21 protein-coding genes are annotated in these 23787 nt (G+C 75.6%); 16 read left to right on the top strand and 5 right to left on the bottom strand.

All coding sequences use genetic code 11. The features are described 5' to 3' along the window. Positions 1–115 precede the first annotated feature (115 nt). From MN205_RS13980 to MN205_RS13965, 4 genes are all read left to right on the top strand, one after another. Complete coding sequence (locus MN205_RS13980) at positions 116–1312, top strand: Gfo/Idh/MocA family protein (protein ID WP_242128276.1); 1197 nt, start codon at positions 116–118, stop codon at positions 1310–1312. Positions 1313–1323: 11 nt separating this feature from the next. Beyond that, positions 1324–2331 (top strand): sugar phosphate isomerase/epimerase, encoded by a 1008-nt coding sequence (locus tag MN205_RS13975; protein WP_242128274.1) that lies wholly within the window; start codon positions 1324–1326, stop codon positions 2329–2331. A gap of 162 nt (positions 2332–2493) precedes the next feature. After that, positions 2494–3003, top strand: a complete 510-nt coding sequence (locus MN205_RS13970) for a CAP domain-containing protein (protein ID WP_242128272.1) — start codon at positions 2494–2496, stop codon at positions 3001–3003. Positions 3004–3214: 211 nt separating this feature from the next. Then, positions 3215–3892, top strand: coding sequence for a hypothetical protein (locus MN205_RS13965; RefSeq protein WP_242128269.1), 678 nt, complete (start codon positions 3215–3217; stop codon positions 3890–3892). A 71-nt stretch (positions 3893–3963) separates the two neighbouring features. Here MN205_RS13965 and MN205_RS13960 read toward each other — a convergent pair whose 3' ends face one another. The 3 genes from MN205_RS13960 to MN205_RS13950 are packed head-to-tail and all read right to left on the bottom strand — an operon-like array spanning position 3964 to position 7585. Next, positions 3964–6168, bottom strand: a complete 2205-nt coding sequence (locus tag MN205_RS13960; RefSeq protein WP_242128267.1) for a YhgE/Pip domain-containing protein — start codon at positions 6166–6168, stop codon at positions 3964–3966. Beyond that, complete coding sequence (locus tag MN205_RS13955; protein WP_242128265.1) at positions 6168–6929, bottom strand: ATP-binding cassette domain-containing protein; 762 nt, start codon at positions 6927–6929, stop codon at positions 6168–6170. The genes MN205_RS13960 and MN205_RS13955 overlap by 1 nt, the downstream gene beginning before the upstream one ends. Next, positions 6926–7585, bottom strand: coding sequence for a TetR/AcrR family transcriptional regulator (locus MN205_RS13950; protein ID WP_242128264.1), 660 nt, complete (start codon positions 7583–7585; stop codon positions 6926–6928). Before MN205_RS13950 ends, MN205_RS13955 begins: the two co-directional genes overlap by 4 nt. A 215-nt stretch (positions 7586–7800) precedes the next feature. On the opposite strand from MN205_RS13950, the gene MN205_RS13945 reads away from it, so the two are divergent. Next, positions 7801–9729, top strand: coding sequence for a VanW family protein (locus MN205_RS13945; protein WP_308220284.1), 1929 nt, complete (start codon positions 7801–7803; stop codon positions 9727–9729). A 113-nt stretch (positions 9730–9842) separates the two neighbouring features. Next, positions 9843–11465 carry a methyl-accepting chemotaxis protein gene (locus tag MN205_RS13940; protein WP_242128261.1) on the top strand — a complete coding sequence of 541 codons (1623 nt, stop codon included), beginning with the start codon at positions 9843–9845 and terminating at the stop codon, positions 11463–11465. Between the two features lie 7 nt (positions 11466–11472). Here the strand turns inward: MN205_RS13940 and MN205_RS13935 are convergent, their stop codons facing one another. Both MN205_RS13935 and MN205_RS13930 read right to left on the bottom strand, forming a co-directional pair. Continuing rightward, entirely contained in the window at positions 11473–12531 is a 1059-nt protein-coding gene (locus tag MN205_RS13935) for a PLP-dependent cysteine synthase family protein (protein ID WP_242128259.1), read from the bottom strand. Positions 12532–12699: 168 nt separating this feature from the next. After that, the gene (locus MN205_RS13930) at positions 12700–13014 is read right to left on the bottom strand and encodes a hypothetical protein (protein ID WP_242128257.1); all 315 of its coding nucleotides are present in this window, start codon (positions 13012–13014) and stop codon (positions 12700–12702) included. A gap of 127 nt (positions 13015–13141) precedes the next feature. Here MN205_RS13930 and MN205_RS13925 point away from each other — a divergent pair, with 127 nt between their 5' ends. The 10 genes from MN205_RS13925 (at position 13142) to MN205_RS13880 (ending at position 23715) form a co-directional block, all read left to right on the top strand. Next, positions 13142–14002, top strand: coding sequence for an alpha/beta hydrolase fold domain-containing protein (locus MN205_RS13925; RefSeq protein ID WP_242128255.1), 861 nt, complete (start codon positions 13142–13144; stop codon positions 14000–14002). A 115-nt stretch (positions 14003–14117) separates the two neighbouring features. Next, positions 14118–15311, top strand: coding sequence for an FAD-binding oxidoreductase (locus tag MN205_RS13920; RefSeq protein WP_255819828.1), 1194 nt, complete (start codon positions 14118–14120; stop codon positions 15309–15311). Then, positions 15308–15727, top strand: a complete 420-nt coding sequence (locus tag MN205_RS13915; RefSeq protein ID WP_242128251.1) for a (2Fe-2S)-binding protein — start codon at positions 15308–15310, stop codon at positions 15725–15727. Before MN205_RS13920 ends, MN205_RS13915 begins: the two co-directional genes overlap by 4 nt. Next, positions 15720–17210, top strand: coding sequence for an FAD/NAD(P)-binding oxidoreductase (locus MN205_RS21980; RefSeq protein ID WP_242128249.1), 1491 nt, complete (start codon positions 15720–15722; stop codon positions 17208–17210). The genes MN205_RS13915 and MN205_RS21980 overlap by 8 nt, the downstream gene beginning before the upstream one ends. Next, positions 17207–18136, top strand: a complete 930-nt coding sequence (locus MN205_RS13905; protein WP_242128247.1) for a dihydrodipicolinate synthase family protein — start codon at positions 17207–17209, stop codon at positions 18134–18136. The genes MN205_RS21980 and MN205_RS13905 overlap by 4 nt, the downstream gene beginning before the upstream one ends. Position 18137: 1 nt before the next feature. After that, positions 18138–19139, top strand: coding sequence for a proline racemase family protein (locus tag MN205_RS13900; RefSeq protein ID WP_374115937.1), 1002 nt, complete (start codon positions 18138–18140; stop codon positions 19137–19139). A 112-nt stretch (positions 19140–19251) separates the two neighbouring features. Then, positions 19252–19404, top strand: a complete 153-nt coding sequence (locus MN205_RS13895; protein WP_242128243.1) for a hypothetical protein — start codon at positions 19252–19254, stop codon at positions 19402–19404. A gap of 41 nt (positions 19405–19445) precedes the next feature. Then, positions 19446–20948, top strand: a complete 1503-nt coding sequence (locus tag MN205_RS13890; RefSeq protein WP_242128241.1) for an aldehyde dehydrogenase (NADP(+)) — start codon at positions 19446–19448, stop codon at positions 20946–20948. A 59-nt stretch (positions 20949–21007) separates the two neighbouring features. After that, positions 21008–21676 (top strand): GntR family transcriptional regulator, encoded by a 669-nt coding sequence (locus tag MN205_RS13885; protein WP_242128238.1) that lies wholly within the window; start codon positions 21008–21010, stop codon positions 21674–21676. Positions 21677–22032: 356 nt separating this feature from the next. Beyond that, on the top strand, positions 22033–23715 hold the full coding sequence (locus MN205_RS13880; RefSeq protein WP_242128236.1) for an ABC transporter substrate-binding protein: 1683 nt from the start codon (positions 22033–22035) through the stop codon (positions 23713–23715). Positions 23716–23787: the final 72 nt, after the last annotated feature.

Below are 23787 nucleotides of genomic sequence, written 5' to 3'. Positions count from 1 at the left end.
TGCAACTTCCTTGATCACCGCAGGTAGGGGGAGATGGGGAGCGGGATGAGGGGAGGGGTGTTCCGGTGACTGAACCGGATCAGTACGATCGCCGCGACGACGAGGAGGTCCTTCAGTGTCCGAGCCCGGAACGCACGAACCGCCCCAGCTGGGTGTGGCCGTCGTCGGCCACTCCTTCATGGGTGCCGTCCACTCCCACGCGTGGCGCACCGTCGACCACGTCGGCGAGCCCCGCTTCCGCACCCGCCGCGTCGCCCTGGCCGGCCGCGACGCCGGCCGCGCCACCGCCGCGGCCCGCCAGTTCGGCTGGGAGGAGGGCGTGGACGACTGGCGCGCCCTGCTGGAGCGCGACGACGTGCACGTGATCGACGTGCTCACCCCCGGCGACAGCCACGCCGAGATCGCGATCGCCGCCCTGGAGGCGGGCAAGCACGTCATCTGCGAGAAGCCCCTGGCGAAGACCGTCGAGGAGGCCGAGCGGATGACCGAGGCCGCGCGGGCCGCCTCCGCCCGCGGCGTGCGCAGCATGGTGGCCTTCAACTACCGCAAGGTCCCCGCCATCGGGCTGGCGCAGCAGCTGGTCGCGCAGGGGCGTCTCGGCGAGGTCCGCCAGGTGCGCGCGCTGTACCTGCAGGACTGGATCGTCGACCCCGAGTTCCCGCTGACGTGGCGCCTGCAGAAGGACCGCTCCGGCGCCGGCGCGCTGGGGGACATCGGCTCGCACATCGTCGACGCCGCGCAGTTCATCACCGGCCAGCGGCTGGTGGGCGTCAACGGCACGCTGGAGACGTTCGTCAAGACCCGCCCGCTGGAGGCGGCCCGCACCGGTCAGAACACCGGCCTGGGCGCCGAGGCCTCCACCGAGCGCGGTGAGGTCACCGTGGACGACGCGGCGGTGTTCTTCGGCCGCGGCGACGGCGGTGCGCTGATGACGTTCGAGGCGACCCGCATGGCGCTGGGCCGCAAGAACGGCATGCGCATCGAGGTCAACGGCTCGCGCGGCTCGCTCGCGTTCGACTTCGAGTCGATGAACGAGCTGTGGTTCTTCGACGGCGACCTGCCCGACGCGGAGAACGGCTTCCGGCGGATCCTGGCGACCGAGCCGGAGCACCCGGGCGTGGCGAACTGGTGGCCGGCCGGGCACGGCCTGGGCTACGACCACCCGTTCGTGCACGAGCTGCAGGAGTTCCTCGGCGCGATCGCCGACGAGCGCGACCCGTCGCCGTCCTTCGCCGACGGCCTGCAGGTGCAGAAGGTGCTCGAAGCCGTGCAGCGCAGCGCCGAGAACTCGTCCGCCTACACCGAGATCTGAGGAGAGCGACGATGCCTCGTCCCGTGACCCTGTTCACCGGCCAGTGGGCCGACCTGCCCTTCGAGGAGGTGTGCCGGCTCGCCTCCGAGTGGGGGTTCGACGGGCTGGAGATCGCCACGTGGGGCGACCACCTGGACTCCGCCCGCGGTGCGGTGGACGACGACTACATCGCCGAGAAGAAGGCCACGCTGGACGAGCACGGCCTGGGGGTGTGGACGATCTCCTGCCACCTGACCGGTCAGGCCGTGTGCGACCTCATCGACGAGCGGCACAAGGACATCGTGTCCGAGGCCGTGTGGGGCGACGGCGACCCCGAGGGCGTGCGGCAGCGCGCCGCGGAGTACGTCAAGGACACCGCCCGCACGGCCGCGAGGCTCGGCGTGAAGACCGTCACCGGGTTCACCGGTTCCTCGATCTGGCACACGGTGGCGATGTTCCCGCCCACCCCGGACTCCATGGTGGAGCGCGGCTACCAGGACTTCGCCGACCGCTGGAACCCCATCCTGGACGTCTTCGACGAGGTGGGCGTGAAGTTCGCCCACGAGGTGCACCCGTCCGAGATCGCCTACGACTACTGGACGACGAAGCGCGCGCTGGAGGCCATCGGGCACCGCGAGGCGTTCGGGCTGAACTTCGACCCCAGCCACTTCGTGTGGCAGGACCTGGACACGGTCGGGTTCCTGCGCGACTTCGCGGACCGCATCTACCACGTGCACTGCAAGGACTCCAAGAAGCAGCTCGACGGGCGCGCCGGCCGCCTGGGCTCGCACCTGCCGTGGGCGGACTCCCGGCGCGGCTGGGACTTCGTCTCCGTCGGGCACGGCGACGTGCCGTGGGAGGCGATCTTCCGCCAGCTGAACCAGATCGGGTACGAGGGCCCCACGAGCGTGGAGTGGGAGGACGCCGGGGTGGACCGCCTGCGCGGCGCGCCCGACGCGCTGGCGTTCGTGCGTCGCGTCGGTGAGCTCATCCAGCCGCCGTCGGCCGCGTTCGACGCCGCCTTCAGCTCCAAGGGCTGACCCGCCCCACCCGCCCCGCGGTGATCTTGCACGGGTGAACGCTCAACCGTGCGAGATCACCGTGGGGAAGGGGGAGTCGCGGTGGGTGATGGGCGGGCGTGTGCTGTGGCGTGGATCACAGGGTGGTCCGTGGAGGTTCTGTGACCTGGTTGGGTCGAGGTCATGACGACGTCCCCCCGCCGCCAGCGCACCACCACGCTCGCCGCCACCGCCCTCGCCGCCCTGGCGCTGGGCCTGACCACGGCCGCCCCCGCGTCCGCCGAGGAACTGCGCCCCACCGCCCCCGACCCGCTGCCCGCGGGCGCCCAGCTCGTCCTGGACCGCACCAACGACGCGCGCGCCACCGCCGGGTGCGGCCCGCTGGCCGTGGCCGAGGCCATGACCGACACCGCCGCCGGCCACAGCGCCGAGATGGCCGCCGGCGGCCGCATGAGCCACGTCGGCGCCGACGGCAGCACCCCGCGCGTGCGTCTGGCCGCCCACGGCGTGCAGCCCTGGCGCACCGCCGAGAACGTCGCCTACGGCTACGACGCCGCCTCGGTCGTCGACGCCTGGCTGGCCAGCCCCGGTCACCGCGCCAACATCCTCGACTGCCGCCTCACCCACGTCGGGATCGCCGAGGCCCCCAGCCCCGTCGGGCCGTACTGGACGCAGGTGCTCGCCGGCTTCTGACCGGCCCCGCACCACCCCGCCGGCCCCGCCCCGCCGGCCACCTCGTCGGCCCCCACCCACCCCGGCCCGGGGCGCGCGACAGGCTCCAGCGCGCGTTCCGGGCCCACCCGGGGCATCCTGCTCGGGCGGGTGGGCGCTCGGGGAACCGGGCGCGGACGGGGTGCGTCGGACCGGAGGCGCATCGGGCGCAGCAGCCGGGGAGGACGCCGTCGTGTCGGGACCGACGTCGCAGGTTCGTGCCACCGCACCCCGCGGTGCCCGCGCGCTGCAGGCCCTGTGCGCGGCCCTGGGCGTGGTCCTCGTGGTCCTGCTCGCGCTGCTGACCCTCCAGGGCCTGAGCGGCACCGGCCGCCTGGTGCCCGTCGTGCGCGCGGCGGACACCCCCGTCGCCCCCGTCGCGGCACCCGCGCCCGGCCCCGCCGCGGACGCTCCCGCCGACGACGTGCCCGACGTGCCCGCCGTGGGCGCCACGCCCGCCGCGGACGCCGAGGCCCTCGCCACCCTGCGCCGGCTGCGCACCCGGGGCCTGGCCGACCACCCGCCGCAGGGTCAGTGGGTGGCGCAGCTGGCCGCCAAGAGCATCGGCACCACCGACCCCGGCCAGCGCGCCGCCAACGGCAGCAGCACCTTCTACGCCGCCGACATCCTCACCCAGACCCGGCGCATCGCCTCCGGCATCGCCGGCGGCGACGTGTTCGTGCTCGCCAGCACCGACTTCGGCGAGAGCGCCGTCGACGCCCGCGGCAACCCGTACTGGACGACGTTCGCGGACGGCCCGTTCGCCGAGGCGTCCGACGTGCGGGCGTGGTGCGACAGCGTGTTCGCGTCCACGCCCGAGCGCGAGCGCGCCAACGCGTGCTTCCCCCGGCAGCTCACCGCACCGGACTGACCGGCCCCGGGCCGCGGGCGGTGTCGCCGGGGGTGGGGGCGCCGGGGGTGGGGGCACCGGGGTGGGGCCCGTCAGAGGCTGAGGCTGGGGTGCAGCTCCGCCACCGTCCAGGTGCGGCGGCGGTGGCAGGCCAGCACCGTCACCGCCAGCCCCAGCACCGCGAACGCCGCCAGCACCGCCGCGTCCAGCCGCACCGCGCCCGCCGACCCGCCACCGATCAGGTGCCGCAGGCCGTCGGTGGCGTACGTCATCGGCAGGTACGGGTGGATGGCGCCGAAGAACGCCGGGGAGGTGGCCACCGGGTAGGTGCCGCCCGCCGACGTCAGCTGCAGCACCAGCAGCACCAGCGCCACCAGCCGGCCCACCCCGCCCAGCAGCGCGTTCAGGCCCTGGTGCAGCGCCGTGAACGCCACCGCCACCAGCGCGGTGAACACCACCGTCGCCAGCGGCGACGGGGACTCGATCCCGACGGCGATCAGCAGCACCGTGATCAGCACCACCGCCTGCAGCACGCCCAGCACCGCGCCCGGCAGCAGGCCGGCGACCGCGGTGCGCAGCGAGCCGGCGGTGGAGGCCAGCGCCCGCGGCGAGACGGCCCGCAGCACCATGTACGTGACCATGCCACCCACCCACAGCGCGACCGGGATGAACAGCGGCGCCAGCCCGTCGCTGTAGTGGGGGACCGCGTTCTCGCGCACCCGCTCGGCCTCCACGGGGGCGGCGACGACGCCGGCGCGCTCCTCGACGTCGTCCGCGCCGTACGAGGGCACCTCCCCCTGGCCCTCGCGCAGCTGCCCGGCCAGGGTGCCGGCGCCCTGCGCGAGCTGCCCGGTGCCCTCGGCGAGGTCCCCGGCGCCCGAACGGGCCTGCGAGGTGCCGCCCAGCAGGGCGGCGGCACCGTCGTCGACGCGCGCGGCACCGGCGGCCAGTCCGGCGGCGCCGTCGGCGGCGGAGCGGGCACCGGCGGCCACCCGTCCGGTGCCGGCGGCCAGCGCGGCGGCGCCGTCGGCGGCGGAGGCCGCGCCGTCGCGCAGGGTGGGGGCCGCGTCCGCCAGCGAGCGCGCCCCGCCGGCGACGGACTCCGCGCCCGCGGACAGCTCCCGCGCGCCGGCGGCGAGGCCGTCGACGCGCTCCTCGACCTGCTGGGCGGCGGCCGCCAGGTCGGCGCCGGCCAGGGCGTCGCGCAGCTGCTCCAGCCGCTCGACGGCGGCGGCCAGCTCCGTGTCGTCGGGGTTCGCCGCCGCGAGGGCGCGGGCGCGCTCGACCAGCTCGTCGAGGGCGGGCAGCGCCTCCTCGGCGGAGGCGCCCAGCTCGCCGACCCGGTCGGCGGCCGCGGCGAGTTCGCCGGTGGCCGCCTCCACCTGCGCGGCACCGGCCGCGACGGCCTCGGCGCCGTCAGCGAGCCGGTCCGTCTGCGTGGGCAGGTCCGCGGTGCCGGCGCGCAGCCGCTCCAGGCCGGCGCTGAGGGAGGCCGCGCCGTCGGCAGCTCCTCCCGCCCCCTCGGCCAGGGTCGCGGTGCCGTCGGCGAGGTCGCCCGCCCCGGCGCGCAGCGCACCGGTGCCGTCGGCGAGCTCGGCGGCGCCGCCGCGCAGGTCGCCGAGGCCGACGACGAGCTGCCGGGCGCCCTCGTCGGCGCTGCGCGCACCCGCGGCCAGGTCCCCGGCGCCGTCGGCGGCCTCGCCGAGGGAGTCGTGGATCGAGCCGAAGGCGACGTAGACGTTCTCCAGGACGTCCTCGGTGGCGCCGGTGGCGACCTCGGTGCGGATCGCGGTGGCCACCGTGTCGGCGATCTGCCCGAGGACGTAGTTCTGCGCGTCGTCGGTGGTCACGCTCAGGCGCGCCTGCCGCGGGTCGTCACCGCCGCCGGAGGCCAGCGCGGCGGAGAAGCCCTCCGGCACCCGCAGCACCGCCGCGTAGGTGCCGTCCTCCAGGCCGGCGTCGGCCTCGGGCCCGGTGGTGCTCTCCCACGTGAAGCCGGCGTCGGCGTCCGGGCCGGTGAGGGTGTCCACCAGGTCCCGCCCGGCGTCCAACGTGCGCTGCGCGCCGTCGGCGCCGGTGACGGTCACCGGCTCGTCGGCGTCCACGACGGCGGCGCGCAGGTCCCCCAGCTCGCCCACCGGGTCGTGGTTGGCGGACAGGTACAGCCCGCCGTACACCAGCGGGACGAGCACGACGGCCAGCAGCGCCAGCCGGGTGATGACGGCGCGCCGGAAGCGGGCCAGCTCCAGGCCGGGCAGGGAGAAGCGGGGCGGCGAGGGGCGGCGCGCAGCGGGCATCAGGCGTCCTGGAGGTCGAGGTCGAGGGTGAGGGTGTCGGCGTCGGCGCCGGGGGGCAGGTCGGGGTCGTCGGTGCAGCTGGCCACGACGGTCAGCGGGTCGGTGGAGGAGCGGCGCAGCGCGGTCAGCGCCGCCCAGGCGCGGCGGCGGTCCTCCACGCGCCGCAGGGAGTCCACGTCGTCGACGACGAGCACGTCGGGTCGGCCGGCGAGGGCGAGCACGACGCCCAGCGCCATGCGCTCCAGCGGGTCGACGTCGCTGACGAACTCGCGCCGGTGCAGGGCGGGCACGTCGGCGCCGGTCCCGCCGGCCCCGCTGGCCCCGCTGGCCCCGCTGGCCCCGCTGGCCCCGCCGAGGGTCCGCTCGACGCGGTCGAGCTGCTCGTCCACCTGCGCCCGGCCGACCCACGGGCGCCACCACGGCTGGTGCAGCGCGAGGCGCTCGGCGACGTGCTGCTCGACGGTGAGGGCGTCGTCGAGGTCGTTGACGCCGCGGACCTCGCCGAGGGCGGCGCGCCGGCGCACGGCGCGGGCCTGCGCGGGCAGGTCGTGGCCGAGGACGCGCAGCTCGCCGCCGGTGGGCCGCATCCGCCCGGCCAGGGTGAGCAGCAGCGACGTCTTGCCGCCGCCGGTGCGCCCGCGCACCACGAGCATCGAGCCGACGGGGACGTCGACGTCCACGCCGGTGAAGACGTCCCGGCCGCCGCTGCGCAGGGTCAGGCCCCGCGCGCGCACGGCCAGCTCGACGTGGCGGCCGCTCACCGCGCCGCGCCGGTGGCCGCGGGGGCCGTCGCGGGTGCGGAGAACGCCTCGAGCACGGCGGTGAGCAGGCGCACCTCGAAGGCGCGGCCGGTGCCGCCGGCCGCGGGGGAGGTGGCGCCCTCGTGCGCGGCGAGGACGGCGCGGGCGAGCTCGGTGGCGGGTGCGGTGGCCGTGCGGCCGGCGCGGTCCAGCCCCTCGTCCAGCAGCGGCGCGAACTGCGCCAGCAGCTCCTCGCGCGCGGTGGTGAGGATCCGCGCGGCGGCGGGGTCGCGCAGCGCCTGGGCGGAGAACTCCGCCCGCACGGCGAGCCACTGGCGGTCCACGGGCAGCAGCTCCAGCACGCGCGCGACGAGGTCGGGCAGGCCGGTGGTCCCGCCGGTGCCCGGCAGGTGGGAGCGCACGTGCTCCAGCACGCGCGCGGCCTGCTGGGCGAACAGGGCCGCGACGACCTCGTCCGTGCTGGCGAAGTTGGAGTAGAAGGCGCCGCGGGTGAAGCCGGCGCGCTCGCACACGCCCTCGACGCTGGTGCGGGCCAGGCCCTGCTCGGCCAGCAGGTCCAGGGCGGCGGCCAGCAGCCGGGTGCGGGTCTGCTCGCGGCGCCGGGTGGTGCGCGGGCCCTCGGGGGGCGCCTGGCGCGGCGCGGGGGCGGTGGTCACCCGGGGAGGGTACCCACCGTTCGATGCGATCCGTATCGGATGCGTTCCGTCTCCGTCCGCTCCCGTCCTCGTCCAGCCCACGTTCCGCCGCACCCCGCTGCGCCTCCGCGGCGGGACGGGTCGGGCCGAACGGCCCGGACCACCCGCGCGCGCTGCTTAGGGTGGTGGAGGGGTTGCGCGGCGCAGGCCGCGCGCAGCGAGCGGGGGACGAGCACGTGCACGATCGGCAGGACCGGCCGGCGCAGCAGGACGCGGCGCGCAGCCGCCGGCGCGGGCCCCGCGGGCGCACCCGCCTCCTCGTCGGCCTCGGCGCCGGTGCCGCCGTCCTCGCCGGCGGCTACGCGACCGCCGCCCTCGCGCTCGGCGGGCAGGCCCCCCGCGGCACCACCGTCCTCGGCACCGACGTCGGCGGCCTGGACCGCGCCGGCGTCGAGCGCGCCCTCGCCGGCCCCGCCGCCGCCGTGGAGGCCGAACCCGTCGCCGTGCACGTCACCAGCCCCGCCGGGGACGTCGACGGCACCCTCGACCCGGCCGCCGCAGGGCTCGCCGTCGACGTGCCCGCCACCGCCCGCGCCCTCACCGGCCCCGCCTGGGACCCCCGCGAGCTGTGGCGGCACCTCGCCGGCGGCGAGGCCGAGCGCCCCGCCACCGACGTCGACCGCGCCGCGCTGCGCACCGGGCTGCAGCCCCTGGCCGGTGCCGTCGAGCAGGCCCCCGTCCAGGGCGCCGTCACCTTCCGGGTGACCCCCGGTGCGGACGGCGCCGCCGCGAGCGTCGAACCGGTGCCCACCGACCCCGCGCCCGGGCGCGCCCTCGACACCGACCGCACCGCCGACGCCGTCGCCGCCGCCTGGCCCGCCACCGGCCCCGTCGAGGTGCCCGCGCGCGTCGTGCGCTCCGAGCTGGACGCCGAGGCCGTCGCCGCCGCCCTCGACGAGATCGCCCGGCCCGCCGTCGCCGGTGACCTCGTCGTCGCCGGCGGTGGCCGCGAGGTCGTCCTCGCCCCGCCCGCCTTCGCGCCCGCGCTCGCCGTGCGCGCCGTCGACGGCCGCGCCGCGCTCGTCGCCGACGGCGCCGCCCTGGAGGCCGCCGTCCTGGCCGCCGACCCCGCCTTCGAGACCGCCCCGCAGGACGCCCGCATCGAGGTCACCGACGCCGTCCCTCGCGTCGTGCCCGCCGTCGAGGGCGCCGACCTGCCGCCCGACGCGCTGGCCGGCGCCGTCGTGGCCGCGCTCACCCCGGCGGCCCCGCCGTCCTCGGGTGCGCCGTCCACCGCGCCCTCCGCGACCCCGGGCGCGCCCGGGCAGCCGTCGCGCCGCGCCGAGGTGGGCCTCGTCACCGCGCCGCCCGCGCTGAGCACCGAGGAGCTCGCCGGCCTGGGCATCGTCGAGCGGATCTCCACGTTCACCACGAAGCTCACCTCCGACCGCGACCGCACCGAGAACATCCGCATCGCCGCCGCGGCGGTGGACGGCACGCTGCTGCGGCCCGGGGAGGAGTTCTCCATGAACGACACCGTCGGCGAGCGCACCCCCGCCCGCGGCTACAACCGCGCCGGCGTCATCTCCAACGGCCGCCTCGTCGAGGACTACGGCGGCGGCGTCTCGCAGCTGTCCACCACGCTGTTCAACGCCGTGTTCTTCGCCGGCCTGGACGAGATCGAGCACAAGCCGCACTCGTTCTACATCTCCCGCTACCCCGAGGGGCGCGAGGCCACGATCGACTGGCGCAGCATCGACAACCGGTTCCGCAACGACTCCGGCCACGGGGTGTTCATCACCGCCGGCATCAGCGGGAACCAGCTGACCGTGTCGATGTACGGCACGAAGCGCTGGGAGGTGGAGGCCCTGAAGAGCGCCCGCCGCAACATCCGCAGCCCGCGCACGATCTACGACACCAGCAGGAACTGCTCGCCGCAGTCCTCGAACACCGGTTTCGACGTCACCGTCACCCGCGTCATGACACCCGTCGGCGGCGGCGACGAGCAGCGCGAGAGCTGGACGACCAGGTACAACGCGCAGAACCGCGTCGTGTGCGGGCCGGACCCGGCGACGGTGCGGCCGAGCCCGTCGCTGACCACGACCACGCCTGCGCCCACCCCCACCCCCACCTCGGCGGCACCCGCTCCCACCCCGGCCACGTAGGGCCGCGCGGGCCGGTCCCGCGAAGCGGGACGTTCAGACCGCCTCGGCGGGTGCCGATGGGAGGCGGGGGTGCCCGGCAGGCGGGTGGCCTGCCCGGACCCTGGAGCCCACCGATGCCCAGCACCACCGTCGCGAGCGCACCCCGACCCACCGGACCCCGCCAGTGGATCGCCGCCCGCCCCGTCGCCGTCAAGATCAGCGCCGGCATCGCCGTCAGCGGGCTGGTGGCCCTGGCCGTCGGTGGCGTCGCCGCGCAGCGGATGGTCGAGCTGCGGGACACCACCGCTGCTTCGTACTCGCAGAGCGTGCAGCCCATGGTGGACCTGTCCGCCGTGCAGCGCGGTTTCCAAGCGGCCCGAGCCCGCATCGTGGAGTACCCCGCGGCCTCCCCGCAGGTGCGGGCGGACCTGCGCGAGCAGCTCGACGAGAAGGTCGCCGACCTCGAGGAGGGGCTCGCCGCCTACTCCGCGGAGGCCGCCGACCCCGCCCAGGTGGAGGCGTTCACCGCCGCCTACCGGGAGATGGTGCGCCTCTTCGAGGAGGAGCTCGCGCCGCAGGCCGACGCCGGCGACGTCTCCGCCGCCGCGACCACCTACCGAGAGGTCGTCCTGCCCGTGGTCACCCAGGGCGCGGACGCCGTGGAGGCCGCCGGCCTCGCCGAGGAGGAGCGGGCGAAGACCCGCACCGAGGTCGCCGCCGGTCGGGCGAGCTCCGGTCTCGTCCTCGTGGTCACCGTGCTGCTCGGCGGCCTCGCCGCCGCCGCCGCGCTCGGCGTGCTCGTCGTGCGCGGCATCACCCGGCCGCTGCACGCGGTCTCCGGGGTCCTCGACGCCGTCGCCGAGGGCGACCTGACGCGGGACGTCGCCGCCACCGGCGACGACGAGATCGGCCGCATGAGCCGCAGCCTGCACCGCGCCACCTCGAACCTGCGCGAGGTGGTGCGCACCATCGCCGGGACCTCCACCGCGCTCGGCGGCGCCAGCGCGCAGCTGGCCACCACCAGCACCGCCCTCGCGCGCGGCGCCGCCGACGCCGAGTCCCAGGCGGCGGTCGTCTCCACCGCTGCCCAGGGCGTCTCCCGCACCGTCGAGACCCTCGCCGCCGGCAGCGAGGAGATGGGCGCCTCCATCCGGGAGATCTCCGTCAGCGCCGCCGAAGCCGCGCGCGTGGCCGAGCAGGCGGTCGCCATGGCCGGCACCGCCGACGCGACCGTCAGCAGGCTCGGCGCCAGCTCGCGCGAGATCGGCGACGTCGTCAAGGCCATCACCGCCATCGCTGAGCAGACGAACCTGCTGGCCCTGAACGCCACCATCGAGGCGGCGCGCGCCGGGGAGATGGGCAAGGGCTTCGCCGTCGTCGCCGGCGAGGTGAAGGAACTGGCGCAGCAGACCGCGCGCGCCACCGAGGACATCACCCACCGCGTCGACGCCATCCAGGCCGACACCGGGCAGGCCGTCTCGGCGATCGCCGAGATCCGCGAGGTCATCGCCCGCATCAGCGACTTCCAGACGACGATCGCCTCCGCGGTGGAGGAGCAGACCGCGACCACGAACGAGATGAACGGCAACGTGTCCGAGGCGGCGTCCTCCTCCGGGGAGATCGCCCGCAGCATCTCCACCATCGCCTGCAGCGCCGGTGCCACCACCAGCGGTGCGGCGCAGGCGCAGCGCGCCTCCGAGGAGCTCGAGCGGCTCGCCGGCGAGCTGCAGGGCGCCGTCGGCGGGTTCCGCTTCTGACCCCCGGTCAGGCTCCGGTGCCGAACAGCGGCTCCAGCCGCTCGCGGGCCGCGGTCACGTCCCAGCCGCGGGAGGCGACCCAGGCGTCGTCGCCGTAGGTGGCCAGGTAGCGCGCGCCGCTGTCGCAGACGAGGGTGACGACGCTGCCGGTCTCGCCCGCCCGACGCATCCCGTCCAGCAACCGCAGCGCGAGCACGAGGTTCGTGCCGGTGGAGGGGCCCGCGCTGACCCCGAGGCGCTCGTGCAGCAACCGGGTCGCGGCCACCGACTCCGCGTCGGGGACCGTGGCGACGAGGTCGATGACCGACGGCACGAACGACGGCTCCACCCGCGGCCGCCCGATCCCCTCGATGGCCGAGCCCGGTGCGGTGACGGTGCGCGAACCGGTGCGCCACGCCTCGGCGAACGCCGAGCCCTCGGGGTCGGCGACGGCCAGCCGGGTGCGCCGGCGCGTGTGGCGGCAGTACCGCCCGATCGTGGCGCTGGTGCCGCCGGTGCCGGCGCCCACCACGATCCACTCCGGTTCGGGGTTCTCCTCCATCGCCATCTGCTCGAAGATCGAGGAGGCGATGTTGTTGTTGCCGCGCCAGTCGGTGACGGTGGAGGCCATCGCGAACTGGTCCAGGTAGTGCCACCCGGGGCGCGCGCCCAGCTCCTCGGCCACGGCGTACACCTCGCCGGGGTGGTCCACCAGGTGCAGGCGCCCGCCGTGGCGGCGGATCAGCTCCAGCTTGGCGACCGCCGTGGTGCGCGGCACGACGGCGAGGAACTCCAGGCCCAGCATCCGCGCGAAGTACGCCTCGGAGACCGCGGTGGAGCCGCTGGAGGCCTCCACGAGCGTCGTGCCCGGGCCGATGTCGCCGTTGGCCAGGCCGAACAGGAACAGCGAGCGCGCCAAGCGGTGCTTCAGCGAGCCGGTCGGGTGGACGGACTCGTCCTTGAGGTACAGCTGCACGCCCCAGTCGGGCGGCAGGGGCAGCACCCGCAGGTGCGTGTCGGCGCTGCGGTTGCCGTCGGCCTCCACCAGCCGCACCGCCCGGTGCACCCACGCCCGCGCCGCGTCCACCCGTGGCCCGTCCGCCCGTGGCCCGTCCGCCCGTGGCCCGTCCGCCCGTGGCCCGTCCGCTCGCACCTCGTCCACCGCCGCCTCCCCGATCACCCGCGGTGATCAAGGAAGTGGCGACTTCCTTGATCACGGATGGGCAGGAGCCTACGGGCGGGGGAGCGGTGCGCGTCAGTCGTCGGAGGGGACCGGCCACAGGTCCAGGTCGACCTGGATCCCGGGCAGGGCGCGGTCCAGCTCCTCGCGCAGCCGCTGACCCTCGGCCGCGTACCGCTGGTGCGAGGCCGGCGAGTCCCAGCCGCACAGGTCCGCGGGGTGGTGCTCGTCGAAGTACTCCTGCCAGCGCAGCAGGCTCGTGCGCAGCGTCTCGTCGAGGCCCAGGTGGTCCAGGTGGGTGGTCGACAGCACGAACGCCCCCACGTCGGCGGGCGCCCACACGGGGGTCGGTGCCTCGTAGTGGCTCATCAGCCTCAACCGGTCGAACACGCACACGAGGGTAAGGGCGCTGCGCCGGTGCTCCCGACCGCCGGGCGTCGCCGCCCGTTCGCCCGCCGGCCACCCGCGGTCCACTAGCGTCCGTACCACCGCCCGTCGACGCGTGGAGGAGACGACCGTGCAGGACGCCGTTCAGGACGCAGCCGAGGACCTGGCCCCCGGGTCCGTGCAGGACCGCACCGCCCCCGGCCCGCACGGGCCGGTCGACGTGCGCGTGTACGTCCCCGAGGGCACCCCCCTCTCGGCGCTGGTGTGGGCGCACGGCGGGGCGTTCGTGCTCGGCGACCTGGACATGCCGGAGTCGCACGCCGTCGCGGGCGCCCTCCAGCGCGCCGGGCACCTCGTCGTCGCCGTCGGGTACCGCCTGGCAGCCGAGGGCACCCGCTGGCCGGTGCCCTCCGACGACGTGCTGGCCGCGTGGCGGTGGGGCCGGGAGCTGGCCGCCGCCGCGGGCGTGGACGCGGCCCGCACCTTCCTCGGCGGCGCCAGCGCCGGGGGGAACCTCGCCGCGGGCGCGGTGCTGCGACTGCTGGGAGCGGGCGAGGAGCCGCCCGCCGGCGTGGTGCTGGCGTACCCGACGCTGCACGCGGTGCCCCCGACCGCGTCGCCGGCGGCCGTGCGGGCGCTCGCCACCCTGCCGCCGGGGGAGGAGCGGTGGGAGGCGCCCGCGGTGCGGGCGATGTACGAGGACCACGTCGGCGGCGACCTGGACGGCGCACCCGCCGCGGTGACGCCCGGCACCGCTCCGCTGGAGGGCTTCCCGCCCTCGCTCGTCCTCGTCAGCGAGGTGGACGGGCTGCGCGGCTCGGCGGAGGAGTTCAGCTCCCGCCTGGTCGCGGCCGGGGTGCCGGTGACGTGCGTGCTGGAGCGCGGCACCCGCCACGGTCACCTCAACCGCGACGAGCAGGGCGCCCGCGCGAGCCTGCGCCGGATCGACACCTGGCTGCGCGCCGCACCCGCCCTGACTGGCCCCGCCTGAACCACTTCCGGCCCCGCCTGAACCCCTCCCGGCACCGCCCGACCCGTCCGTCGTCGCGGGGCCGGAAGAGTTCACACCGGTGAAACATGAAGTGTGACATTGTACTGATGTGCCGTTGAAGAGCTCCCGCGTCGTCGTGGTCGGCGCGGGCATCGTGGGGGCGGGCATCGCCCGCGACCTCGCCCGTGCGGGCGTCGACGTCGTCGTGCTCGACAGGTCCGCGACGGCCGGTGGCACCTCGTCCAGCGGCGAGGGCAACCTGCTCGTGTCCGACAAGGGGCCCGGTGCCGAGCTGCTCCTGGCGCAGCGGTCGAGAGCCCTGTGGCGCGACCTGCCCGGCGAGCTCGCCGAGGACCTGCCGGCCGACTTCCCCGACCTCGAGCTCGAGGACAAGGGCGGTGTCGTCGTCGCGACCACGCCCGCGGGCGCCGCGTCGCTGCTGGCCTTCGCCGCCCAGCAGCGCCGGGTGGGGGTGCGCGCCGACGTCGTCGGCCCCGACCGCACCCGCGAGCTCGAACCGCACCTGACCCGCGAGGTGCACGCCGCCGTCCACTACCCCGAGGACGCCCAGGTGCAGCCCGTCGCCGCCACCGAGGCGCTGCTCGCCTCCGCCCGCCGCCGGGGAACCGTCGTCCGGCAGGGCGTGGAGGTGCTCGCCGGCATCCGCTGCGGTGCCCGCCTCACCGGCGTGCGCACCAGCCACGGCGACGTCACGGGCGACGCCGTGGTCGTGGCCGCCGGACCGTGGTCCGGCGCGGTGGCCCACCGCCTGGGCGTCGACCTGCCGGTGCGGCCCCGCCGCGGCACCGTCCTCGTCACCACGCGCATGCCGCACCGCGTGCACCACAAGGTCTACGACGCCGACTACGTCGGTGCCGTCGAGTCGGGCGACAGCGCCCTGCAGACGTCCAGCGTCGTCGAGTCCACGGCCGCCGGGACGGTCCTCATCGGCTCCTCCCGGGAGCGGCGCGGCTTCGACGAGCGCCTCGAGACCCGCGTCCTGGCGCAGCTGGCCCGGAAGGCGCTCGTGCTCTTCCCGTTCCTCGCCGACGCCGCCGTCATGCGGGCCTACGGCGGGTTCCGCCCCTACGTGCCCGACCACCTGCCCGTCATCGGCCCCGACCCCCGGCTGCCCGGGCTGTGGCACGCCACCGGCCACGAGGGCGCCGGCATCGGGTTGTCCCTGGGGACGGCCGAGCTGATCACCGACCAGGTGACGGGCCGCACCGGCACGCCGAGCGCCGAGTACGCCGCCCGGTTCGCCGTGGACCGCCCGACCCTCGTCCCGCACCTCCAGGAGGCGGCGTGATCCCCCGACGTCCCGGGCCCCAGGCCCCCGCCGCCCGCGGACCGGCCGCCGTGCCGGCCGCCACCGACCCGGTGCGCCCCCGCGAGTCGGCGCCGCTGACCCTGCTCGTCGACGGTGCGCCGGTCCGCGGCGTGCAGGGGCAGACCGTCGCCGGCGTCCTGCTGGCCGACGGGCAGCTGTCGTGGCGCCGCACGTCGCGGCACGGGAAGCCGCGCGGCGTCTTCTGCGGCATCGGCGCCTGCTTCGACTGCCTCGTCGTCGTCAACGGCGTCCGCGACGTCCGTGCCTGCCAGCGTCGCGCGCAGGACGGCGACGTGGTCGAGCGCCAGGACGACCCGCGCGGTGGTGGCACCCGCGGCGGCACCGGGCCGAGCCCGGCGGCGTCCGACGACGGAGCGGGAGGTGCCCGTGGCTGACCCCGCCACCGACCCGGCCCCCGAGCGCGTCGACGTGCTCGTCGTCGGCGCCGGGCCCGCGGGGCTCGGCGCCGCCCGGGCCGCCCGGGCGGCCGGGGCGCGCGTCGTGCTGCTCGACTCCTCCGACCAGGTCGGCGGGCAGTACTGGCGGCACCTGCCGCCCGAGCGCACCTCGGCCCGGGAGTCCACGCTGCACCACGGGTGGGAGCGGTTCACCGCGCTGCGGGAGGCGCTGAGCACCGACGAGGGCTGCCGGGTCGTCACGGGCGCCCAGGTCTGGGCGGCCGACCGGGGTGACGACGGACCGCCCGTCGTGCACGCCGTCGTCGGCCCCGCCGACGGGACCGACCGGACCACCCGGGCCTACGCCGCGACGTCGGTCGTGCTGGCGACGGGTGCCCACGAGCGGACCCTGCCGTTCCCCGGCTGGGACCTGCCGGGCGTGTTCTCCGGGGGCGCCGCGCAGGCGCTGGCGAAGGGGGAGCGGGTCGCCGTCGGGCGCCGCGTCCTCGTCGCCGGGGCGGGCCCGTTCCTGCTGCCGGTGGCCGCGAGCCTCGTGCGCACGGGGGCCGGCGTCGCCGGGATCGTCGAAGCGAGCCGCTGGGGGCGGATCACCCGGGGGTGGGGCACCCGGCCGTGGGAACTGCTCCCCGCCCGCACCAAGGTCGGCGAGCTCGGCGGGTACCTGCGCGACCTCGCCGCGCACCGCATCCCCTACCGGGCCGGGGCCGGTGTCGTCGCCGCCCACGGGCGGGACCGCGTGGAGTCCGTCACCGTGGCCGACCTGGACGCCGACTGGCGGCCCGTGCCCGGCACGGAGCGACGGCACGACGTCGACGCCGTCTGCGTCAGCCACGGTTTCGTCCCCCGCGTCGAGCTCGCGCTGTCCAGCGGCTGCGCCACCGCCGACGACGGTTCCGTGCGCGTGGACGACGAGCAGCGCACGACCGTGCCCGGCGTGTTCGCGGCCGGCGAGGTCACGGGCATCGGCGGGGCGGACCTCTCGCTCGCCGAGGGGGAGGTCGCCGGGCTCGTCGCGGCCGGTGCCCTGCCCGGACCCGGCCTGCTGCGTCGCAGGGCGACCTACCGCGCCTTCGCGGCCCGGTTGCACGCCGCCCACGGCATCCGCCCCGGCTGGACGCAGTGGGTGGACGACACGACGATCGTCTGCCGGTGCGAGGAGGTCAGCGCCGGCGAGCTCCGGCGCAGCGCGGAGCTGACCTGCTCGCGCGGCCTGCGGTCGCTGAAGCTGACGACCCGTGCGGGCCTGGGCATCTGCCAGGGCCGCACCTGCGGGCGCAGCGTCGAGGACCTGCTCGAGCGGTCCCTCGGCCCCGCGGGCCTGCTCGACCGCGGCCGGGTGTCACGACGCCCGCTCGCCGCCCCCGTGCGCATGGGCGAGATCGCCCGCGCCGTCCCCCCGCTGGTGCACCTGGCCACCCCGGCCCCCAGCGGACCCGTCCCAGGAGAGGAATCACCGTGAGCGAGCAGAAGTTCGACCTGGGTGGCGTCATCGTCGCCACCGCCCTGCCCTACAAGGAGAAGTCCTCCGCGCCCGCTGGGCTCGAGGTCGACTACGACAAGTTCGCCGAGCACTGCGACTGGCTCATGCAGAACGGGTGCCGCGGCGTCGGGCCGAACGGGTCGCTCGGGGAGTACTCCTCCCTGACCGACGACGAGCGCCGCAAGGTCGTCCAGGTCGCCGTCGAGGCCGTCGGCGGTCGCGGGGTCGTCGTCGCCGGCGTCCACGGTCCGGGGTGGCACCAGGCGCAGCACTGGGCGCGGCTGGCCGCCGAGGACGGCGCCGACGGCGTCCTCGCTCTGCCGCCCACGATGTACCGGGCCAGCCACGAGCAGATCCTCGAGCACTACGCCAAGATCGACGAGGTCGGCCTGCCGATCATGATCTACAACAACCCGATCGACACCAAGGTCGACCTCGTGCCGCCGCTCGTCGCGCAGATCGCGGAGCTCGAGAACGTCGTGGCCGTCAAGGAGTTCAGCGGGGACGTGCGGCGTGCGTTCGAGATCGCCGAGCTGTCCGACATCGACGTCGTCGCGGGCGCCGACGACGTCCTGTTCGAGCTCATGGTCGACGGCGCGGTCGGGTGGTTCGCCGGGTTCCCGAACACCTTCCCGCGCGAGTCCGTCGAGATCTACGACCACATGGTGGCCGGCCGCTACGACCAGGCCCGCGAGCTGTACCGGCACCTCGTCGCCGTCTTCCGCTGGGACTCGCGCACCGAGTTCGTCCAGGCCATCAAGCTCGGGATGGACATGGTCGGCCGCTACGGCGGCCCGTGCCGTCCGCCGCGCGGCCCGCTGACCGCCGAGCACGACAAGCAGGTGCGTGCCGACATGCAGCGCGCGATCGACGGGCTGGCCGGCCTGCGCGCAGCGGTCGGCTGACGTGCGGGCGAGCAGGGTCTTCAGCGCGGTCGACTCCCACACGGAGGGCATGCCCACCCGGGTGGTCACGGGCGGCTTCGGGGTCGTCCCCGGCAGCACCATGAACGAACGCCGGCTGCACTTCATCGAGAACCTCGACCACCTGCGGCGGTTGCTCGTCAACGAACCGCGGGGTCACGCCGCGATGAGCGGCGCGATCCTGCAGCCACCGACCCGGCCCGACGCCGACTTCGGGGTCCTCTACATCGAGGTGTCGGGTCTGCTCCCCATGTGCGGGCACGGCACCATCGGGGTCGCGACCGTCCTGGTGGAGACGGGGATGGTCGAGGTCGTCGAACCCGTCACGACGATCCGGCTGGACACCCCCGCCGGCCTGGTCACCGCGAGCGTGCAGGTGCGCGACGGGCACGCCGAGAGCGTGACCCTGGCCAACGTCCCGTCGTACTGCGACCGGCTGGACGAGGTCGTCGACGTCCCCGGCCTGGGGGAGGTCACCTACAGCCTGGCCTTCGGCGGGAACTTCTACGCGCTCGTCGACCTCGAGAGCACAGGCCTGCCGTTCGACCGCACCCACCAGCAGCAGATCCTCACGGCCGGGCTGGCCGTCATGGACGCCGTCAACACCCAGGCGCCGCCTCAGCACCCGACCATCGCGGGGGTGGACCACTGCCACCACGTCGAGTTCATCGCCCCCGGGTCCGACGCGAGGCTGTCACGGCACGCCATGGCCATCCACCCGGGCTGGTTCGACAGGTCCCCGTGCGGCACGGGGACCTCGGCCCGCATGGCCGAGCTGCACGCCCGCGGTGAACTCCCGCTGGGGCAGGACTTCGTCAACGAGTCCTTCATCGGGAGCCGGTTCACCGGCCGTCTGGTCGGCACCACGGAGGTCGGTGGGATCCCCGCGGTGCTGCCGACCATCACCGGTCGCGCCTGGGTGACGGGCATGGGGCAGTACCTGCTGGACCCGACCGACCCGTACCCGGCGGGCTTCGAGTTCTGACGCGCCCGCCCCCGGCGCGGCCGTGGCCGGGGCGGGCACCACCTGGCGCGGAACACCGCCCAGGACCGTCCGGATCCCCCGGACCGTCGCCACCGGCACCCGAGGAGAGCGAATGGACACCACCGCAGGCACCGCCCACCACCCGCTGCGCCGGCGGGGCGCGAACTCCGTGCGGACCTGGCTGCTGGCGGCCGTCGTCACCGTGGGTGCGGGGATGGGCGCCTTCGGGCTGGGAGGAGGGGTGCGGTCCCTCCTGGCGGGGTGATCGACGAGAACGCGAGCGGTGCACGGAGAGGAACCGGAGAATTGATCACGAACCACGGAACCGCGGAGCGCGACACGGCGAACCGCGAGACGACCGCTGCCGAGCTCGAGGGGGTCCTCGCGGCGGCGCACGCGGCCCGGCGAGAGCTCGCCGCGACAGCACCGGACGTGCGTGCCGACCGGCTCGTCGCGGTCGCCGACGCCCTCGAGGCCGAGCGCGAGGGGCTCGTGGACCTCGCCGGTGCCGAGACGCACCTGGGGGCGGCCCGGCTGACCGGTGAGCTGCGCCGGACGACCTTCCAGGCGCGGTTGTTCGCCGACGCGCTGCGGTCCGGTGCGCTGACCCCGGTGCGCGTCGACCACGCCGATCCGGACTGGGGCACGGGCCCGCGACCCGACCTGCGGCGCACCGTCACCCCGGTGGGCCCCGTCCTGGTGTTCGCGGCGAGCAACTTCCCGTTCGCGTTCAGCACCTTCGGCGGCGACACCGTCTCCGCGCTGGCCGCCGGGTGCCCCGTCGTCGTCAAGGCGCACCCCGGGCACCCGCGGCTCTCGCGCCGCACGGCCGCCCTCGTCACCGAGGCGCTGCGCCGGGCGGGGGCCCCGGAGGGGACGTTCGCGCTCGTCGAGGGCGTCGAGGCGTCCCTCGCGGCGCTGCGGGACGACAGGGTCGCGGCGGCCGCGTTCACCGGTTCGCTGCGCGGCGGGCGATCACTGTTCGACATCGCCGCCGCGCGACCGGTCCCCATCCCCTTCTACGGGGAGCTGGGCAGCGTCAACCCCGTCGTCGTCACTCCCGCGGCCTGGGAGCAGCGGGGTGCGCAGATCGCCTCGGGGTGGGTCGGTTCCCTCACCCTGGGCGCGGGGCAGTTCTGCACGAACCCCGGGGTCGTGCTCGTCCCCGACGCGGAGGCGTTCCTCGCGGCCCTCGAGCTGCCCGTGCCGGACCCCGTGCTGCACGCCGGCATCGCGAGCGCCTTCCACGACGCGGTGCGCACGCTCTCCGGCAGTCCCGGGGTGACCGCAGCGCTGGTCGGGGAACCCAGCGAGGAGGGGGTCAGGGTGCAGGTGCTGCGCACCACGGCGAGCGCCGTCCTGGCGGACCCGGCGATCCTCGAGGTCGAGGCGTTCGGCCCTGCCGGGCTCCTCGTCGAGTACACCTCGCCGGAGGAGCTGACCGCGGTGCTCGACACCGTGCCCGGGCAGCTGACGGGGACCGTGCAGGCGGCGACGGGCGCGCCGGACCCCGTGGCCCCGACCGCGGTGGCGCTGCTGGCCGAGCGGGTGGGGCGCGTGGTCCACAACGAGTGGCCGACGGGTGTCACCGTCAGCGCGGCGCAGCACCACGGTGGTCCCTACCCGGCGACGACGGCTCCGTTGACGACGTCGGTGGGGCTCGAGGCCGTCACCCGGTTCCAGCGCCCGGTGGCCTACCAGTCGGTGCCGCAGGAACTGCTGCCCCCCGAGCTGCGGGACCGGCCGGTCGGTCCCGCAGCGACCGGCGTGCCCTGCGGCAGCGTCCGTTCCGCTGGGGCGGTGGGCTAGTGTTCACCCTCAAGGCGAGCCCTCCCGCGCACGCGGCGGCCGATCCCCGGGAGGTTGACGTGGCCCCGTCCAGCATCGGCCCCCTGGTGGTGGGGTCCAGCCTGCGCGGGACGGTCGAGGACGCCGTCGCGGCCGCGATCATCTCGGGTGAACTCGCGCCGGGCACGCTGGTGACGGCCCCGACGTTGGCTTCCCGGTTCGGCGTGTCCGCGACCCCGGTCCGCGAGGCCATGCTGAACCTGCAGAAGCGGGGCTTCGTCGAGACCGTCCGGAACAAGGGCTTCCGGGTCACGGACGTGAGCGAGCAGGACCTGCGGGAGATCGTCCGGCTGCGGCAGATGCTCGAGGCACCTCCCATGCGCGACATCGCCCGCGTCCTGCAGCCCGAGGCCGTCGCCGGACTGCGGCTGAAGGCGCAGGCCATCGTCGACAGCGCGGCCGCTGCCGACCTCGCCGGCTACCTGGCCGCGGACACCGACTTCCACCTCGAGCTGCTGCGGCTGACGGGCAACGAGCGCCTCCTGGCCCTGGTGCGGGACCTGCGGCAGCAGACCCGCATGGTGGGGCTGGCCGACATGGTGGGCACCGACGAGCTGGCCCGGTCCGCCGCCGAGCACCACCAGCTCATCGCCCTCCTCGAGGCCGGGGACGGCCGGCGGGCGGAGGCGCTCATGAGCACGCACATCGGCCACGTCCTCGGCTGGTGGAACGGCCGCGCCGAGGTCTGAGCGAGGGCGCGAGAGCGCCTCGAGCACAGCCACCTCCCGGTGCGGCCGGCCCGCGCCCGGTGCTGCGGTGGGACCGTGCTGCCGCCACTGCGCCGCCGCACGTTAAGAACGGGTTTCCGCTCGCCGATCGCGACGTGAAACCCTTCCCAACTGCTATGTGAAATACTACTGTCGGCGTCGAGCGGTGAGGTTCGGCGAGGACGGTCCACCGCGCCGCGTCCACCTGCGGGTGCGGCGCGGCGCGCCCCGTTCCCTGGCGCTCCTCCGCGGCGACCACCGGGGCCGCCGTCGTCGACCGAAACCCGTGCAGGACACCTGCCTCGGCACCGAAAGGCTGAACCGTGAAGATCTCCTCGATGAGAATCGCGCTCGCAGGTGCGACCGCCTGCGCCCTCGTCCTCCCCGCCTGCAGCGGGGGCACGTCCTCCTCGGCGCCCACCGCAGGGGCATCGGGCGGCACGCCGACCACGGGCGGCGTCGTCCAGGTGCTCCAGTCCGACGACTTCTCCTACCTCGACCCCGCTCGTGGTTTCGACGGTGGTGTCAACGCGTTCTACCGGCTGATCTACCGCACCCTCGTCACGAAGGCCCCCGCCGATGCCGACGACCCCAACGCGATGGTCCCCGACCTCGCCGAGTCGCTGGGGGAGGTCTCCGAGGACGGCCTCACCTGGACGTACCGGCTCAAGGACGGCGTGAAGTTCGACGACGGGAGCCCGATCACGTCGGCCGACGTCAAGTTCGGTCTCAGTCGCACGTGGGACCCGGAGATCGGCATCGGCGCGCCCTACCTCAAGCAGTACGTGGCCGCTCCCGAGGGGTACGAGGGCCCCTACCGCTCGGGCGACCTGGAGACCATCGAGACCCCGGACGACCGGACGGTGGTCTTCCACCTCAAGGCGCCGTTCCCCGAGTTCGACGCCCTGCTCTCCATGCCGAGCGCGGTGCCCTTCCCCGAGGGCAGCGGAGCCGGTGACGAGTTCATCAACGACGTCGTCGCGTCCGGCCCCTACGACCTGGCGAACTACACGCCGGGCAGCGTCATCGAGCTCGAGCGCAACCCGGAGTGGGACCCGGAGACCGACGACGTGCGGCGGGCGCTGCCCGACGGGTGGCGGTTCACCATCGGCCTCGACGGTGCCACCATCGACGAGCGGCTCATGGCCGGCCAGGGCGCGGACGTGAACGCGATCTCCGGCAAGGTGCAGACCGCGACCATCGCCCGGCTGCAGGACCCTCGCTACGCCGAGCGCGTCATCAAGGAGCAGTCGGCCTGCCTGACGTACATGGGGCTGAACACCACCAAGGGCCCCCTGCGGGACGTCCGGGTGCGGCAGGCGCTCAACTACGCCGTCGACAAGAGCTCGGTGCTCAACGCCACGGGCGGCACGCAGTTCGCCACCGTGGCCAGCACCATCCTGCCCGAGTCGGTGACCGGCCACCGCGACTACGACCTGTACCCGAGCGAAGGGGACGCGGGTGACGTCGAGAAGGCCCAGGAGCTGCTCACCGAGGCGGGGTACCCGGACGGCTTCCCCATGACCCTCGACATCCGGGCGCAGCCGGTCATGCAGGCGCAGGGCGAGGCCATCCAGCAGGCCCTCGCCCGCGTCGGTGTGGACGTCAGCCTCAACGTCATCGACGTCTCGACGTACTACGAGACGATCGGCACCCCCTCGCAGCAGCACGACGCCGCGATCACGGGCTGGTGCCCGGACTGGAACTCCAGCGCCTCGACGTTCATCGCACCGCTGTTCGACGGCCGGCAGATCGCCGAGAAGGGCAACCAGAACCTCTCCCAGCTCAACGACCCGGCGGTCAACGAGGCCATCGACGCGGCACGGTCCACGACCGACCTGGACGCCGCCAACGTGGCCTGGGGCGACCTGGACGAGCAGATCATGGAACTGGCCCCGTTCGTCCCGCTGAACGTGGAGAACCGCATCTACCTGCCCGGTGAGAACGTCGCCGGCCTGGCGGCGCCGGCCGGTGAGATCGACTACGGCATCGTGGGCCTCAAGGACCCGGCGAGGGGCTGACGTGGCCCTCGCCCCCAACGACCTCGAGGTGACCGCGGCGTCCGGCGCCGCGTCCGCTCCCGCCCGCAGGAG

This window comes from Kineococcus sp. TRM81007 (genome assembly GCF_022669155.1).
Lineage (GTDB): Bacteria > Actinomycetota > Actinomycetes > Actinomycetales > Kineococcaceae > Kineococcus.
Note: the sequence above shows the minus strand (reverse complement) of the source record. Positions and strands in the feature narration are given on the sequence as shown.

Bases quoted from the DNA above. Each gene is read 5' to 3' on its own strand.
- MN205_RS13960 (WP_242128267.1), bottom strand. From the start codon at position 6,168: ATGCCCGCTGCGCGCCGCCCCTCGCCGCCCCGCTTCTCCCTGCCCGGC.
- MN205_RS13880 (WP_242128236.1), top strand. From the start codon at position 22,033: ATGAGAATCGCGCTCGCAGGTGCGACCGCCTGCGCCCTCGTCCTCCCC.
- MN205_RS13975 (WP_242128274.1), top strand. From the start codon at position 1,324: ATGCCTCGTCCCGTGACCCTGTTCACCGGCCAGTGGGCCGACCTGCCC.
- MN205_RS13895 (WP_242128243.1), top strand. From the start codon at position 19,252: ATGGACACCACCGCAGGCACCGCCCACCACCCGCTGCGCCGGCGGGGC.
- MN205_RS13970 (WP_242128272.1), top strand. From the start codon at position 2,494: ATGACGACGTCCCCCCGCCGCCAGCGCACCACCACGCTCGCCGCCACC.
- MN205_RS13940 (WP_242128261.1), top strand. From the start codon at position 9,843: ATGCCCAGCACCACCGTCGCGAGCGCACCCCGACCCACCGGACCCCGC.